Source organism: Acidiphilium acidophilum, from assembly GCF_033842475.1.
Lineage (GTDB): Bacteria > Pseudomonadota > Alphaproteobacteria > Acetobacterales > Acetobacteraceae > Acidiphilium > Acidiphilium acidophilum.
On sequence record NZ_JAWXYB010000018.1, the window covers coordinates 451,268 to 466,990 of the forward strand.

Consider the following 15,723-nt stretch of genomic DNA (forward strand, 5'->3'; position numbering starts at 1 on the left):
TTGTGTTTCTCGAACATCTTGGCCTCGCCGATATGCCGTTCCGGCTCACCCCGGACGATCGCTATTATTTCGCGAGCAGCGAACACCGGCGTGCCCTGTCGCATCTGCTGTTCGGGCTGGCGCAGAGCGAAGGCTTCGTGGTCATCACCGGCGAGGTCGGGGCGGGCAAGACCACGCTGGTCGAGCGGCTGATCGCCCAGCTCACTCAGTCGACCTACCGGATCGCCAGCCTCTCGACGACCCAGATCGATCCGGATGACAGTCTGCGGCTGATCGCCGCCGATTTCGGCCTATCGGCAGCGGGCGACAAGGCCACGCTGCTGCTGCGGCTGAAGGAACGCTGGCGCGCCGATCGCAGCCGGGGCCGGCGGGCGCTGATCGTGGTCGATGAGGCGCAAAATCTCTCGAAGCCGACGCTCGAGGAATTGCGGATGCTTTCGAACATGGCCGAACGCGGCCAGGCGCTGGTACAGATCGTGCTGCTCGGCCAGCCGCAATTTCGCGACATGCTGTCCAACCCCGATCTCGATCAGCTGCGCCAACGGGTGCTCGCCTCGTATCATCTCGGCCCTCTGACGGCCGAGGACACCGAAGCCTATGTCCTGCATCGCTTCACGGCGGCGGGCGGGAGTGCCGAAGGCTTTTTCGAACAAGGCGCCCTGCGGGCGATCCACGATGCGAGCCAGGGGATTCCGCGCCGGATCAACCGGCTGTGCAGCCGGATCCTGCTGAACGCGGCGCTGGAACATTATACCGTGATCACCGCCGCGATCGTCGACTCCGTCGCCGAGGAACTCAACACCGATCTCGATGGCATCGGTGGAGGGGTGGCAACGTCCGCGCGTCGCGCGGAGTCCGACCCGGCGCCGGACCAGGGAGATCAGGTCGTCGACCGGCTGTTTCAGGTCCTCAAGGCGAAGAGCGAATAATGACCGCCGCTGCGCCCGATCCCGGCTTGATCCGCAATGCATTGACCATCGATGTCGAGGATTATTTTCAGGTGCAGGCCTATGCCGGCGCCATCGACCGTGCCAGCTGGGATACGATCCCCCGGCGGGTCGAGGCCAACACGACCCTGATCCTCGATGCGCTGGCACGGCACACGACGCAGGCGACGTTTTTCACCCTGGGCTGGATCGCGGATCGTCATCCCGGGTTGATCCGCCGGATCGTCGCGGAGGGGCATGAACTCGCCAGCCATGGCTACGGCCATCAACTGGTGACCGACCTGACCCCGGCCACATTTCGCGCCGATCTCGAACGGGCCAAGGCGGTGCTGGAAGACACTGGCGGGGTCGAGGTACGCGGCTATCGCGCGCCGACTTTCTCGATCGGCCCGCGCAATGCCTGGGCGTGGGATGTGCTTGCGGCCACCGGGCATGGGTACAGTTCGAGCGTATTTCCGGTCCGCCACGACCTTTACGGCACGCCCGATGCACCGCGCAGGCCGTATCACCCGGAGGGGCGGTCGATCGTCGAGATCCCGCTGACCACGGTCGCTGCGTTCGGTCGCAACTTTCCCTGTGCCGGTGGCGGGTATTTTCGCCTGTTGCCCTACGCGACCTATCGGTTCGGGATCCGGCATCTGCATCGGGCCGAACGGCGGCCTGCGGTTTTCTATTCGCATCCCTGGGAGTTCGATCCGGGCCAGCCCGACGTGCCGCAGGCCAAGCGTGCGTCGCGATTTCGCCACCGGGTCAATCTTGCGCTCATGCCGGCGCGGCTGGAGCGTTTGCTGACCGATTTCGCCTGGGGCCGGATGGACCAGGTTTTTGCTGCCGACATCGCCGGTGGCGCGGCATGAGCGTGACCTGCCGGATAATGGATGATGGCGATGTCGCGGCATGGGACGGTTTCGTGCAGGCGCACCCCGCCGGGACTTTTTTCCACCGGTCCGGCTGGCACCGGGTGATTGGCGAGGCGTTCGGCCAGCGGCCCCATTTCATGCTGGCGGAACGGGCGGGGCGGATCTGCGGCGTGTTTCCGCTGGTGCATATGCGGTCGCGGCTGTTCCGGCGGAACACTCTGGTATCCACGCCGTTCTGCGTGCTCGGTGGGCCGTTGGGCGAGGATGAGGCGGTGGACCAGGCGCTGGTCGAGGCGGGGCTCGCGCTCATGATCTCGCTGGGGGCCGAGTCCTGCGAAATGCGGACGCTTGAAGGCGGTTTCGCGGGTCCCGGCTGGGTCGCGGGTCCCGCGATCTATGATATTTTCCGCCGGTCGATCCCGCCCGATGAAGAGGCGTGTCTGAAGGCGATTCCCCGCAAGCAGCGGGCAGTGGTACGCAAGGCGATCGATCTCGGGTTGACCAGCACGATCGATCGCGACTGGCGGCGGTTTTTCGGGCTTTATGCGGAGAGTGTCCATAATCTCGGCACACCGGTGTTTCCCGCGAAATATTTCCGGCTCCTGCTGGAGGTGTTCGGCGATGCCGCCGAGATCCTCACGGTGTTCGACGGTGACAAGCCGTTATGCGGCGTGCTGTCGTTCATCGATAAGCGCGAGATTTTGCCGTATTATGCCGGGGGTGGCATTGCGGCGCGGGGCCGTGGCGGTCATGATTTCATGTATTGGCAGGTGGTGCGCCGGGCGATTTCGCTCGGGTGCGACACGTTCGATTTCGGGCGCAGCAAGCGCGAGACCGGCCCGCACAAGTTCAAGACCAACTGGGGATTTACGCCGACGCCGTTGGGTTATCAGTTTTATCTGCGGCCCGGCGCGAGCATGCCGGACACCAATCCGCTCAGCCCGAAATATCAGCGCAAGATCGAGATGTGGAAGCGCCTGCCGCTGGGGGTGGCCAATGCGCTGGGGCCGATGATCGTGCGGGGGCTGGGGTGATGCGCGATCTGATGTTTCTGTGCCACCGGATTCCCTACCCGCCGGACAAGGGCGACAAGATCCGGGCGTATCATCTGATCGAGCATCTGCGTGCCCGGTTCCGGGTTCATCTGGGCTGTTTCATCGATGATCCGGCGGATGCGGTGCATTTGCCGGCCTTGCGCGCTCGGGTGGCGAGCCTCGGGTGTTTCCCGCTCGATCCTCGCCGGGCGCGCCTGCGGGCGTTGTGGCGCTGCCGTCCGGGGATGCCGTTGCTGACCGGGTATTTTCATGATCCGGCGCTGGCTTCCTGGGTGGATGCAACGGTGCGGGAGCAGGGTGTCAGCCAGATCGTCGTGTTTTCGGCGGCGATGGCCCAATATGCCGACCGGATTTCGGGCATGCCGAAACTGCTCGATTTTGTCGATATCGATTCCGAGAAATTCGCGGCCTATGGCCGGACGTCCGCGTGGCCGAAGCGGCTGGTCTGGGCGCGGGAGGGGCGGACGCTGCTTGCCTATGAGCGCGCGGCGGTGCGGCGGTTCGATCGGAGCCTGTTCGTCTCCGAGGCGGAACGGGGGCATTTCACCCGGCTGGCCCCCGAATCCGAGGCGTTGACCATGGCGATCGGCAATGGGGTGGACCTCGATTATTTCAGTCCCGATTTCGCGGGCGCGTCGCCTTTGCCGGTGGGGCGGAAGATCATTCTGTTCACCGGGGCGATGGATTACCGGCCGAATATCGAGGCGGTGCGGTGGTTCGTGGATGAGGTGATGCCTGACCTTGGGGCTTTCGATCCGTTATTCGTGATCGTGGGTTCGAATCCGGGGCCGGCGGTTTTGGGGCTTGCGCGGGAAGGCTCGGTGATGGTGACCGGGCGGGTGGCGGATACCAGGCCGTATCTTGCGCGGGCGGATCTGGTGGTGGCACCGTTGCAGATCGGGCGCGGGGTGCAGAACAAGGTGCTGGAGGCGATGGCGATGGCGCGGCCGGTGCTGGCGACTTCAGCGGCGTTCACCGGGATCGCGGCGGTGGCGGGGCGGGATCTGCTGGTGGCGGATGGGGCGGCTTGTTGGATCGATCAGGCGGTTTCGGTTCTGGCGGGGCGGCATGGCGCGATGGGGATGGCGGCGCGGCTGGCGGTTGAGGCGCGGCATTCCTGGGCGCGGGCGCTGGCGCCGCTGGATGCGGTGCTGGGAGTTCCGGCGCCGGTGGGCACGATGGAAGAGCAGGTTTCGGCATGAGTGTTGTGACATCGAGGGTACCGCGGATCGATATACCGGCGCGGTATCGGGCGTCGCTGGGGGTGCTGGGGGTGGCGCTGGCGGTGATGGGGGTACTGTTTCATGCCGAGATCGTGGCGGCGGTTCAGGTGTGGTCGGCTTCGACCGCGTATAATCATTGTTTTCTGATTCTGCCGATCGCGGTCTGGCTGGCGTGGGACCGGCGGGGGCGGTTGCGGGGGTTGACGCCGGCACCGGAGGCGCTCGCGATTCTGCTGGCGGTGCCGTTCGCGATCGGGTGGCTGGCGGCGGATCGGCTCGGGATCATGGAGGGGCGGCAGCTTGCGGCGATGGGGATGGTGCAGGCCCTGCTGCTCGGGGTGCTGGGGCGGCGGGTTTATCGGGCGATGGCGGCGCCGTTTCTGTATCTGATTTTTCTGGTGCCGTTCGGCGGGTTTCTGGTGCCGGCGCTCCAGCAGTTCACGACCGATTTCGTCGATGCCGGGCTGCGGGTGCTCGGGATTGCCTATTTCACCCATGGCTACACGATCGAGATTGCGCAGGGGGCGTTTCATATCGCGGAGGCGTGTGCGGGGTTGCGGTTTCTGATTGCGGCGATCGCGTTCAGTGTTTTGTATGCGCTGCTGATTTTTCGTTCGACGACGCGGCGGCTGACGTTCATTGCGGTGGCGGTGACGGTGCCGGTGATTGCCAACGGATTTCGGGCACTCGGGATCGTCTGGCTCGGGCATGAGCTGGGGAGCGCCAAGGCGGGGGCGACCGATCATGTGCTGTATGGCTATATTTTCTTTTCGATCGTGCTGTTCATTCTGATCCTGCTCGGGCTGCCGTTCCGCCAGGACGGGACGCGACCGGGGGCGGGGGTTGCGGCGGTGGATGAGCCGGCGCCGGCGATGCGGGCGAGTTTGATGCCGGCGGTGGCGATACCGGGGTTTGCGCTGGTGATCGTGGGGTTGGCCGGGATGGTTTCGGCGCAGGCGGCGGCGTCGGCGGTACGGTTGCCGGTGGCCCCTGCGGGCTGCACGGCGCTGGCGGGCGGGGCGCGGTTTCCGGCGGGGGGACGGGCGGTGCGGTTTGCCTGCGCCGATGGGGTGACCGCGACGATCGCGCTGTTTCCGCCACGGACCGATCCGAAGCCGCTATTCGATGCGCGCAGAAAGTTGAGTCTCGCGGATACGCGGGAGGCATTCATCAACTATGTCGAGATTCCGCACGCCGATCCGGGGTTGTGGACGCTGGTGACGACCAAGCACATGAACCACACCACGCTCAGTGCGTTGTTCGTGGACGGGCGGGGGACCAACGGTAATTTGCGGACGCGGTTGCGGCTGGCCTGGGCGGATTTGTTCGGGCATCCGAGCCAGCCGATTGCGATGGTGTTCGAGGCGGCGGGGCCACGGGCGACGGCGCTGCCGAAGCTGGAGGCGTTCGTGCAGGGGCAGACGCTGGGGACGGCGGTTCTCGGGCGGATGGCGCAATGAAAGGCGGATATTTGTTGCGATATCGTAACGATGTGGGCGTGCGAAAGTTGTGGGGTTCAGCGGGATTTTTTTGGTTTTCGGATGGTGTCGTAGCGGAGTGGCGAGCCGGGGGGATAGACCGGGATGAAGTTGCGGGGGTTGGCGGGGTTGGGGATGAAATAGCAGATGCTGCGATCGTCGAGGTCGGGCGGCGCGGGCGGCGGGATGGGTTGGGGCGCGGGTTTGGGGCGGGGTCGGCGCGGACGTTTGGGCAGAGCAAGGAGGGCGGGGGGTTTGATGCCGCAGAGGTGGCAGAGCGGGCGGAGGATGCGGGGGATGGCCGGGTTGCGGGCGATTGCCTCCTGCATGTCCGGCGTGGTGAGGAGGTGTTCGATCTGGGCGATGAAGCCGTTGACCGTGTAATGGGCGAAGGTGCGGCGGAGGATGCCGAAGCGGCGCGGCAAGGGCGGCCGCGGGCCGAGGCTTGCGGTGTGCCAGTTGCGGAGCCATGCCGGGGGGCGGGATTCGCGCGGGGAGACGGGTTGGGGGCGCGGGGAGCGCGGGCGGAGCGGGCCGGGGGTTGCGGCGATGGCGTCGAGCAGGCGGTTGATCAGGCTGCTGAAGCGGGCGTCCAGGAGGCAGAGCAGCGGGAGGGCGATGCCGAGGAGTTTGTGCTGGGTGGCCATGGTCTCACGCAGTTTGCGCGCGGTGAAGGTGAGTTTTTCCTTCAGGGTGAGAGGGGTGTAGGTGGGGGTCCAGGGCATTGCGATTGTATACGCCCGGAGGGTGGGGGGTGAGAAAGGGGGAATGAAAGCGCTTCCGCATTTTATCGCAAAACATGGATTTTGATGCGGAGACCCGAAATTGGCGAGACCGGTTCGCCGACTCACTGGAGGCTAGGACGTGTTTTACAATCTGAAACGGCGCATGGGCCGGTGGCGGCTCGAACGAAGTATTCACGGTGTTTTCGAGACACCGCCGATCAGAGTGAGTTCGGCTCCGTGGGCCGTCGTTTCGATGGTTGGCGACGCAGACATCGCTATGTACCTTCTGGCGATCAAAACATTTTATCGAAAACTGGGTGCCGGCAAGATCGTTGCAATTGTTTCTCGAAATATGAAAGAGGACGATCTGGACAAGATAAAGTATCATGTTAGTGGAATTGAAATACAGATTATCGACGAGATTGAAGTAAGTGGCTATCAACGCGGCGGATGTTGGGAACGCCTAATTTATATATTAAATCGTTTAGATCATGAATTTGTTATTCAACTTGATTGCGACACCATAACTATCGGAAATGATATTGATGAAATAATCAAAAGGGTCGAATCTAACGTCAGTTTTGCGTATGCGGACGGCAACAGACCTGTCATGTCCATGGCGGCAGCCGGTATCGAAGCAAGATTATCCAAATCAAACTATGTGGGGTTGGCGTTGGAACGGTCATTTTGCGATTGGCCAAAAGCTGATCATCTCATGTACTGTCGCGGCTCCGCGGCGATTGCAGGTTTTGCAAAAGGTAGTGGTGATTTGAATTCACTGGAGTTTTTTTATACGAACATGAAGATGTCCCTTCAAGATCGATGGCAGGAATGGGGAACCGAACAATGCGCTTCAAATTTCATGATAGCTAATTCGGCAAATGTTTCGATGTTACCATTTCCAGCATATGCGACCTATCCCGGCTGCGGGAGTGACCGAGAAGTCAAGATGTTTCATTTTCTGGGCAGTGTTCGGTATCGTGATGGATACTATGGTCGGAAAGGTAAGGCTATTATCAACGGAGAACTAAGAACTGAATCTAGGAGGATCGCTGGATGAACCGCCGTCCACCCGCCGTAAATATCCGTTGGTTGCCAAACTATCTCAAGGTCTTCGGTGCTCAACAAGGCATGCTGTTATTCTGGCGAATATTTCGCTTCGACCGCGCCAACCGGAGTATCCCTGTGCCCGTCATCGTTCCCGAATTGGGAGAGGTTTGGTTACGGGCAGTCACCCGCGACCATGCAATCTTTCAGCAAATCTGGGTCAAGCGGGAGTATGATCTGGCAGTTGCTGCGCCACGCCACTTTCACAAACTTATGGATACCTACTCGGCAATTTTGGCAAGAGGAACCAAGCCTCTGATTTTGGATGCGGGTGCACACGTTGGTATGAGTGTTCTATGGTGGCGTCGTTTGTTTCCAAAGGCTTTAATCGTTGCGGTTGAACCGTCTTCCGAAAATCTTGCAATACTGCGGAAGAATGTCGTCGGATTGAATGATGTGATTGTGTTGGCCGCCGCTCTCGCAGGTGAGCTAGGTTCGTTGCGAATTATAGACACCGCAGCGAGCGGGTCTGCGGTCCGCGTCGGACATGAAGGAACAGGTCATATTGTTCCTGCAGTAACAGTCGCGCATGTACTTGAGCAGGTAGGAGCGTCCGAAATATTACTCGCAAAGATCGATATTGAAGGCGGAGAAGCAGGTCTCTTTTCGGGCGATCTTGGCTGGCTAGATCATACTTATGCGCTGGCGGTTGAGACTCATGACTGGCTTTATCCTGGACAGGGAACGAGCAAATCAATGCTTGCAGCAATAGCGAATCGACATTTTGACTTTTTGACAAGCGGCGAAAATACGCTACTTTTTAAATATTGAAATTTACCTGGTGGTTTCTGTTCATTGTAGTTTTCAGAAATATGAAGAGTTATAGACTCGCAAGGAATGGCGGGTAATGCATTTATTTAAGATTTTCATGATTTTCTCTTGAAAATTGCGCAGTATTAGTGATCCTTGGGAGACGTGATGAATCGGTGGTGGATGCGGTTTTCGAGACGTCCGGTTAAATTGGTTCGCCAATTGCGGCTGTTGCGGGATGATCCGGCGAAATTCGGGCATAATCTGACGCAGTTTACCGATCCGGCGCTGTTCGAGCGGCGGTTGATCGACATCATGAACCCAATGCCGATGCATGTGAGGCTCGATCCGGCGCTCGAAGGCGCGCCGGCGTTGAATGTTTTGAGTTCCGCGCTGACGAAGGACGGGATGACCGGCGGGCCGAATACGATTCTCAACCTCGCCTTTCGGGTGGCGCGATGCGGGGTGAAGGTGCGGCTGGTGACGACGGTGGAGGCATCGACACTGGAGCGGGAGTGGTTTCGGGCGCATATTGCGAGTCTGGTGGGGGGCGGCGATCTGCCGGAGGTACCGATCGTCTCGGCGGCGGATGCGCGGGCACCGCTCGCGATCGGGGCGCGGGATCGGTTCATGGCGACGCATTGGACGACGGCGCAGCAACTCAAGCGGGTTCTGCCGTTATTGGCGCGCCCCCGTTTTTTTTACATGATCCAGGAATTCGAGCCGAGTTTTTATGCGTGGTCGAGCAATTACGCGCTGGCGATGGAGACGTTGAGCCTCGATTTCTGGCCGGTGTTCAATGAGCGGGTGCTGTGCGATTTTTTTGTGCGCCAGAAGATCGGGCGGTTTGCCACGGATGATCGGGTGGATGAGCAACTCGTTTTCGAGCCGGCGATCGAGCGGCGGATGTTTCATCCGCGCACCGGCGCGGCGCGGCCGGGGCCGAAGCGGCTGTTGTTTTATGCCCGGCCGAGCAACACACGGAATCTGTTCGGGTTGGGGCTGACGGCGCTGCGCGAGGCGACAAGGAGTGGGGTGTTTGCCGAAGGGTGGGAGTTCCTCGCGATCGGCGGGCGGGGCGGTGTGCCGGAGATGGCGCTTTCGGGCGGACATCGGCTGCGACCGGCACCGTGGTTCGGGTATGCCGATTACGGCCAGTTTTTGCGTGATGCGGATGTGCTGCTGTGCCCGATGCTGTCGCCGCACACGAGTTATCCGGTGCTCGAAATGGTTGCCTGTGGCGGGGTTTCGGTGACCAACACGTTCGAGACCAAGACCAGGGTGATGCTGGAGGGGATTTCGGCGAATATCCTTGCTTCGGCACCGACGGTCGAGACGATGACGGCGGATATTGTTGCGGCTGGCGAGCGGGTTAATCGGGGCGAGGTGGTCGCGGCACCGCCGCTGATGCCGCAAGAATGGGGGGAGACGCTGGACCCGGTGGCGCGGCGGATCGTGGAGCTGTTCGCATTGCCGGACTAGGCGGGCTAGGGGTGGGCATGACTCCCGAGGATAATTCCAGCGACGCGCTTGTGGTGATCGTTCTGCATTATCGCGGGGTCGATGACACGATGGCGTGTCTGGCCTCGATTTTCGAGGATCGCGCGGCACCGGTTCGGGTGTTGTTGGTGGATAACGGCTCGGGCGATGATATCGCGGCGCGGTTGCAGGCGCGGTTTGCCGATGTCGCCGTGCTGACCCTGCCGGAGAATCGAGGGTGGGCCGGGGGCAATAATGAGGGGATCGCCTGGGCGATGCAGCGGGGGGCGGCCTTCGTGTGCCTGCTGAACAACGACACGCTGATTGCGCCGGGGAGTTTTACGGCGTTGCTGCGGCGATCGCGCGAGGCGCATCCATGCCTGGTGCAGCCGGCGATCGATTATCTCGATCCGGCGGAGGGGGCGCAGATCGATCCGGCCCAGTGGTCGGGTTATGCACCGTTACGGGCGGGGGACAGCGTTTATGCGCTCGATTTTGCCTATGGGGCGTGCCTGATGATTCCGGTTTCGGTGTTTCGGATGATCGGGGTGTTCGATGAGCGGTTTTTTCTGCAATTGGAGGAGACGGATTTTTATTATCGGGCGCGACGGCGGGGGATTCCGTCGCTCTGCGATGTCGGGGTTCGAATCAGGCACGCGGAATCGCGTTCGTTCGGGGGGCGGGTGACGCCGGACAAGACGTATTATCTGGTACGGAACAGTTTGTTGCTGGCGGCGAGGAATGCGGTGCGGCCCGGTATCGCGATCGGGGTTCTGCGGCGGGCTTATTGGGGGGTTTCGGCGCGGGGGGCGTTGGGTGAGAAACCTGCGGCATGGCGGGTGCTCGTGTGGTTGCTGTCGGGACACGATCATGCATGCGCGGCGCGCGACGGGATACGCGATTTCGTGTTCCGGCGATTCGGGGCGCGGCGGCGGTGGTAAACAACTTTTGCGTGATAATGATGCGTGGTGGCAGCGGATACTTTGAGTTGCACACGCGCGATCCCAGGCACGGCGTTCGGCGGAGGACGGGATCGCGGACTATGCCGACGTGCGAAAAATTCCTGAAAATAACAACGGTTTCTTAAGGATGAATCAGGGATAACCGAGGCAGAGCCAAAATGGTCTCCTTGTTGTTACGAGGATCGATCGCTGGAAACTGCCTCAGGAATGTTACATATCATAGGTTGCAAATTTTAGATAAGTTTGCGTAATATGATTTTGCGAGACCATTTTGAGAATGTCTCGTAGCAACTGAGGGTTGCTTTCGTCCTGTTAAGCTGATTTTGCGCCCTCCAACCTTTCAGGAGCCTTCATGTCAACATCGCTTACCCCAACCGGATTCACGGCCGCCCCCGTTGTGCCTCAGGCCGATGGGACCGGGCAGATCGTCGGGCTCAATTTGCAGAATACCGGCAGCACGGTGCTCGCGGCGCAGCCGACGAGTTTCGGCGAGACCTTCATGGCGGGGGCGGTGCAGCCGGGGGATACGCTGACCGCGACGATCGGCGGCCAGGTTTATGCGGTGCAGATGGACGCGAAGACGTTCAACCCGGATGGGTCGGTCGCGATGGCGGTGCTGACGGTGGATGCGCCGGCGCTGCCGCCGGATTCGACTACGGGGGCGATGATTTCGGTGGGCGGGACGCCGGCGGGGATTGCGTCACCGGGGGCGGATCTGGCTTCGGCGCTCAATGGCTATACGTTGACTGCGACGCTCGCCGTTACTGCCAACGCGGGAGGGACAACCGGGACGCAGCAGGTGAATATCGGGGCGGCGGTTGCGGCGGCGCTGGCGAACGGCACCGCGACGATGTGGCTGAACGGGTCGCTGGCGCAGGAGGCGATCGTCAGTATTCCGGTGACGGGGTCGCTGCGGATCGAGGCGGATGTGACCGCTTATGCCAATGGGAAGATTTCGGCGGATCTGCAGTTCAACAACGATATCGCGATGAGCAATGCGGGCGGGACGATCACCTATTCGACGACCATTACCCAGAATGGCGTGGTGGTGAGCAGCCAGCCGAGTTTGACGCAGTATCAGTATCAGGATTGGAGCACGACGGTCGGGACCGCGCCGGCGGCGGGGGCGCTGAATATTCAGGAGAATATTCCGTATCTCGAGGCGACCGGGGCGGTGCAGAATTATGATACGCAGTATGGTATCGGCAGTGGGCAGATATCGAGTGAGGCTGCGGCAATTGCGGCACCGGGATGGAATGCGCCGCTCGGGACCGATGGCATCACGCAATATATGCCAGGGCCCGGGGGCCGGGGCGATATCGGGCCGACGACCCAGTCGAATGCGGACTGGCTGATCTCGCAGAACGCGACGGCCGCGGCCTATGCGCTGGGACAGGCGCAGGAAGCGGGTTCGGTGCCTTGGCATTTCTATGATCCGACGACCAATGGCGCGTTTCTCAACACGGCGGATAGTCCCGGGATCTGGACCGATCCGCGTGGAAATCCTGGCCTGACCCAAGTTGTCAGCAGTTCCACGGGATGGCAGACCGATCCCGCTCATATGCCGGATTTGTCGTTCGATGCGTATCTGCAAACGGGGAATGTGCAGTATCTGGAGCAGTTGAATGCGCAGGCGAGCTTTGCCGAGACGGATGCCTATCCGCCATCAAACACACGCAATGATGGTCAGGGTCTGGTGGTCCACGGCCAGCAGATTCGAGCCTCCGCATGGGCGCTGCGGGAGCTTCAGGAGGCGGCATATGCCAATCCGGCGGGGTCCGCGGATAAGGCGTATTTCACCCAGATGGTGAACACCAACTATTCGTGGCTGGTTTCGATGATTCCAACCTGGACCTTGGAAGAAGGGCAGGCTCATGGTTACCTACCCGGCTCATATGGAACTTCGGGCGTTTTGCCTCCCTGGCAGGAAGATTATTTTGCAAGTTCGGTTATTCAGGGTGCTGAGATGGGTATCCAGGATGCCGTCACTTACCTAGCATGGTCATCAAATTTCTATGTCGGGCGGTTTTTTGCTGATGCGGAGGGCTTCAATCCCAAAGATGCGATCGTGTACAATCTCACGGTTGTAACGGGTACGAACCATGGATTGAACAGCGGCGCTCCTTTCTACACGACCTGGGCGGCTATCGAGCAAGCAAATGAGGCGGCGGGCGACTCGAATGTGGCCGGTTCCGGTATGGGGAGCGGGTGGGGGCAGAGCCAAGGGGATTATGGCGCGCTGGCGTTGCAGACTCTGGCCGGGGTTATCACGGTCAGTACGATGAATGCGGCTAATGCGGCGACGATGGGGGTTTATCAGTATCAGGCGATGCAGGCGTTCGGGTGGCTGCTGGCCAGCGGGGCGCCGTATATCAGTCCGAATTCGACGGCGAGCACGACGCCGCAGTTTTCGATCGATCCGCGGTTGGCGAACGGGCAGTTGCTGTCGTTCGGGAATGTGACGATTTCGACCGATACGACGCCGACCGTGCTCAGCCCGGTGGATTCGACGGAGAATGCGCTGATTTATGCGGGGTCGGGTGCGGATACGCTGGTGGGGGGGAAGGGGATCAATCTGCTGTTCGGCGGGTCGGGCAGCGATGTGATTTTCGGCGGGCCGAACGGGAATGATATTTTCGCGGGGTCGGGCAACGAGACGATCGTGGCCGGGGGCGGGGCGAATTACATTCAGGCGAGCAGCACGGCGCTGCTGACCGCGGGGACCGGGCAGGATCTGTTCGTGATCGATACCCAGGCGAGCGGGACGGTGACGATTTCCGGGTTCAACGCGGCGCTCGATCGGCTCGATCTGGTCGATGCCAGCGGGGGTGCGCTTTCGAGCCTGGTCAGTACCGTGGTGGGGGGGGCGCAGACTGTCGCGGGCGGGGTGGTGCTGAAGGTTTCGCCGACCGAGACGGTGACGATCGAGACCGTGAACGGGGCGACGGTGAGCGCGGCGTGGTTTGACGAACAGGCGCAGGCGCTCGGCACGGTGACGGGGGCGACGTCTTCCATCGGAGGGTCGGGCAGTACGACCGGGGCGGGGGCGCCGAGCGTGGGCGGGGGCAGTGTGCCGCCGGTGGTGACGAGCCCGGTGGTGACGAGTATCGCGGGGGGTGGGTTTATCGCCGGGGATGTCTCGGTTGGCGGGTCGGGTTCCATCGAGGGCGGGAGCGGGGCGGCGACGGTGACGGTGGGTGCCAGCGGCGTGACATCGATCGTCGGCGGAGGTGGGGCGATCACCGTGACCGGCGGGGCGGGGAGTTTCCAGTTTCTCGGCGGCGCGGGGGCGGCATTCATCAACCTGCAGGGGACGGCGGGCGATGGGAATGTGATCACCGGGACCGGCAACACCACGATCAATTCCGGGACCGGGCATGATTATATCGATATCAGCAATGCGAGTACGACCGGATCGGTGGTGATCAACGGGTATTCCTTCGTGAATAATCCGATCAATTATCTCGGGTTTGCCAATAACGATTATTTGCGGTCGGCGGCGTTCAATGCATCGGGCGGGGTTCTGACCCTGGTGGATGGGCAGGTGATTCAGCTGAATTATGCCGAGGCCAGTACGGCTTCGGGCAGTGTGGCGAGCCAGCCAAGCGGAACCTCGATCCAGGTGGTGACGCTCGATCAGTCGGGGCAGGCTTACACGGGGGGGGCGGGGCCGGTTATTCTGGACGATGAGAGCGGGTTCAATACGATCACCGGGGGAAGCGGCGGGTTGAACCTTACCGACGACAAGGGGCACGACCTGATCTCGACCGCGGCAAATTCGAAGAACGTGCTCAATCTTGCGAGCGCGGATACGGTGCAGAGCACCGGGGCCGATATGATCACGATGGCCGGCGGCGGCGTGGTCAGCGCGGCGGGGGGGACGCTCAGCTTCGTCGGCGGGACATCGACCAGCACGATATTCGGTGGCGCGGGGGCGATGAGCCTTGCGAGCGGGAGCGGCGGGCTCGATGTGGCGGCGGGCAGCGGGGCGGTTTCGCTGGTCCAGGGCAGCGGGGCCGATCAGATCACGGCGGGCGGCGGCAACATGACGATCGGCGGCGGGACCGGGACGCTCAATTTCACCGATGGCGGCGGCACGACGCTGATCGATCAGGTTTCGGGCAACGGGATCATCAATTTCCGGGGTGGCAATGTCACGATCGATCAGGGCAGCGCTGCGGATGTGCTCGGCTTTTCGAGCGTCAACGGGGGCGGTTCGCTGACGATCAATAATTTCAATCCGATGGCCAGCAACTTCAACTATGGCGGGCTCAATGTCGTCGGCTGTTCGTTCGGCCCGACCGTGGATCAACTGACGCTTTCCGATGGAACCAAAATCACGATGAATCTGGCGAAGTGACACTTTGTCGTTTCCGCCGGGGATCAGAACGGGACCAGATCGTCGAGTACCTGCTGGCCGACCCTTGGTGATTGCTGGCCGCTGATCAGGCCGCGGCCGCCGTAGGAAATGCGGGCTTCGGCCAACTGGTTCGCCTGGATCGTGTTGCTGCTGGCGATATCCTGCGGCCGGCAGATGCCGGAGACCGTCAGGACCCGCAACTCGTCGTTCACCCGCATTTCCTGGCGGGCGACCACGACGAAATTGCCGTCGGGCAGGACCTGGGTGATCTCGCCGGCGAGGGACAGGGCCACACTTTCGTTGCGCTGGATCTGGCCCGTGCCGGTCGAGTTTCCGGCACCGGACAGCGAGACCAGGCTCGAAGGATTGGCGCTCTTGCCGAGGACGCGCGGGATGAGGCTTTCGAGGCCGAACAGGTTGGGCACGCCGAGCGATTCCGAACTGGTCCGCCCCAGCGTGGTCTGGTCTTTCAGGGTCGCGTCGTCGTTGATGTTGACGGTGATCGTGATGATATCGCCCACCCGCGAAGCACGCTGGTCCTTGAAGAAGGCGCGGGCACCACGGCGCCAGAGACTGTCGGGGGCGGTGGGAACCTCGTGAAGCGGGGGCATCGGCATCGAGACCGGGCGCCAGGTCGGGGCGGCGGTCGGGTTGGTGATGGGTGACATCGGCGGGGCCTTGCCGACATAGGCGAGATTCGAGAATGTTCCGCATCCGCTCAGGGAGCTCACGGCGAGCAGGGTGGCGAGGCGGGCGGGACGGCTCATGGAGCGGCGG

Annotated in this window: 12 protein-coding genes; 10 read left to right on the forward strand and 2 right to left on the reverse strand. The window is 61.9% G+C overall.

What is annotated here, in order from left to right:
* Positions 1–2 precede the first annotated feature (2 nt).
* Genes SIL87_RS04785 through xrtA form a run of 5 tightly spaced genes read left to right on the forward strand, consistent with a single transcriptional unit; the run spans position 3 to position 5,545 of the window.
* Complete coding sequence (locus SIL87_RS04785; protein ID WP_319613060.1) at positions 3–929, forward strand: ExeA family protein; 927 nt, start codon at positions 3–5, stop codon at positions 927–929.
* A complete protein-coding gene (locus SIL87_RS04790) occupies positions 929–1,804 on the forward strand; it encodes an XrtA system polysaccharide deacetylase (RefSeq protein ID WP_319613061.1) in 876 nt (291 codons plus the stop codon). Before SIL87_RS04785 ends, SIL87_RS04790 begins: the two co-directional genes overlap by 1 nt.
* Positions 1,801–2,841, forward strand: a complete 1,041-nt coding sequence (locus SIL87_RS04795) for a FemAB family XrtA/PEP-CTERM system-associated protein (RefSeq protein ID WP_319613062.1) — start codon at positions 1,801–1,803, stop codon at positions 2,839–2,841. The genes SIL87_RS04790 and SIL87_RS04795 overlap by 4 nt, the downstream gene beginning before the upstream one ends.
* Positions 2,841–4,064, forward strand: a complete 1,224-nt coding sequence (locus SIL87_RS04800) for a TIGR03087 family PEP-CTERM/XrtA system glycosyltransferase (protein WP_319613063.1) — start codon at positions 2,841–2,843, stop codon at positions 4,062–4,064. The genes SIL87_RS04795 and SIL87_RS04800 overlap by 1 nt, the downstream gene beginning before the upstream one ends.
* Positions 4,061–5,545, forward strand: coding sequence for an exosortase A (gene xrtA, locus SIL87_RS04805; RefSeq protein ID WP_319613064.1), 1,485 nt, complete (start codon positions 4,061–4,063; stop codon positions 5,543–5,545). The genes SIL87_RS04800 and xrtA overlap by 4 nt, the downstream gene beginning before the upstream one ends.
* Before the next feature lie 56 nt (positions 5,546–5,601).
* Here xrtA and SIL87_RS04810 read toward each other — a convergent pair whose 3' ends face one another.
* Positions 5,602–6,288 (reverse strand): hypothetical protein, encoded by a 687-nt coding sequence (locus SIL87_RS04810; protein WP_319613065.1) that lies wholly within the window; start codon positions 6,286–6,288, stop codon positions 5,602–5,604.
* 139 nt (positions 6,289–6,427) lie between these two features.
* Here SIL87_RS04810 and SIL87_RS04815 point away from each other — a divergent pair, with 139 nt between their 5' ends.
* The 5 genes from SIL87_RS04815 (at position 6,428) to SIL87_RS04835 (ending at position 14,946) form a co-directional block, all read left to right on the forward strand.
* On the forward strand, positions 6,428–7,348 hold the full coding sequence (locus SIL87_RS04815) for a hypothetical protein (protein ID WP_319613066.1): 921 nt from the start codon (positions 6,428–6,430) through the stop codon (positions 7,346–7,348).
* Positions 7,345–8,166: an FkbM family methyltransferase gene (locus SIL87_RS04820; protein WP_319613067.1), complete on the forward strand. Its 822-nt coding sequence runs from the start codon at positions 7,345–7,347 to the stop codon at positions 8,164–8,166. The genes SIL87_RS04815 and SIL87_RS04820 overlap by 4 nt, the downstream gene beginning before the upstream one ends.
* Before the next feature lie 201 nt (positions 8,167–8,367).
* Positions 8,368–9,627 (forward strand): rhamnosyltransferase WsaF family glycosyltransferase, encoded by a 1,260-nt coding sequence (locus tag SIL87_RS04825; protein WP_319613068.1) that lies wholly within the window; start codon positions 8,368–8,370, stop codon positions 9,625–9,627.
* Between the two features lie 17 nt (positions 9,628–9,644).
* A complete protein-coding gene (locus SIL87_RS04830; protein ID WP_319613069.1) occupies positions 9,645–10,565 on the forward strand; it encodes a glycosyltransferase family 2 protein in 921 nt (306 codons plus the stop codon).
* A 373-nt stretch (positions 10,566–10,938) separates the two neighbouring features.
* Positions 10,939–14,946 (forward strand): beta strand repeat-containing protein, encoded by a 4,008-nt coding sequence (locus tag SIL87_RS04835; protein WP_319613070.1) that lies wholly within the window; start codon positions 10,939–10,941, stop codon positions 14,944–14,946.
* 23 nt (positions 14,947–14,969) lie between these two features.
* Here the strand turns inward: SIL87_RS04835 and flgH are convergent, their stop codons facing one another.
* On the reverse strand, positions 14,970–15,713 hold the full coding sequence (gene flgH, locus SIL87_RS04840; protein ID WP_319613071.1) for a flagellar basal body L-ring protein FlgH: 744 nt from the start codon (positions 15,711–15,713) through the stop codon (positions 14,970–14,972).
* Positions 15,714–15,723: the final 10 nt, after the last annotated feature.

Bases quoted from the DNA above. Each gene is read 5' to 3' on its own strand.
- SIL87_RS04810 (WP_319613065.1), bottom strand. From the start codon at position 6,288: ATGCCCTGGACCCCCACCTACACCCCTCTCACCCTGAAGGAAAAACTC.
- SIL87_RS04790 (WP_319613061.1), top strand. From the start codon at position 929: ATGACCGCCGCTGCGCCCGATCCCGGCTTGATCCGCAATGCATTGACC.
- SIL87_RS04830 (WP_319613069.1), top strand. From the start codon at position 9,645: ATGACTCCCGAGGATAATTCCAGCGACGCGCTTGTGGTGATCGTTCTG.
- SIL87_RS04800 (WP_319613063.1), top strand. From the start codon at position 2,841: ATGCGCGATCTGATGTTTCTGTGCCACCGGATTCCCTACCCGCCGGAC.
- flgH (WP_319613071.1), bottom strand. From the start codon at position 15,713: ATGAGCCGTCCCGCCCGCCTCGCCACCCTGCTCGCCGTGAGCTCCCTG.
- xrtA (WP_319613064.1), top strand. From the start codon at position 4,061: ATGAGTGTTGTGACATCGAGGGTACCGCGGATCGATATACCGGCGCGG.
- SIL87_RS04835 (WP_319613070.1), top strand. From the start codon at position 10,939: ATGTCAACATCGCTTACCCCAACCGGATTCACGGCCGCCCCCGTTGTG.
- SIL87_RS04795 (WP_319613062.1), top strand. From the start codon at position 1,801: ATGAGCGTGACCTGCCGGATAATGGATGATGGCGATGTCGCGGCATGG.
- SIL87_RS04820 (WP_319613067.1), top strand. From the start codon at position 7,345: ATGAACCGCCGTCCACCCGCCGTAAATATCCGTTGGTTGCCAAACTAT.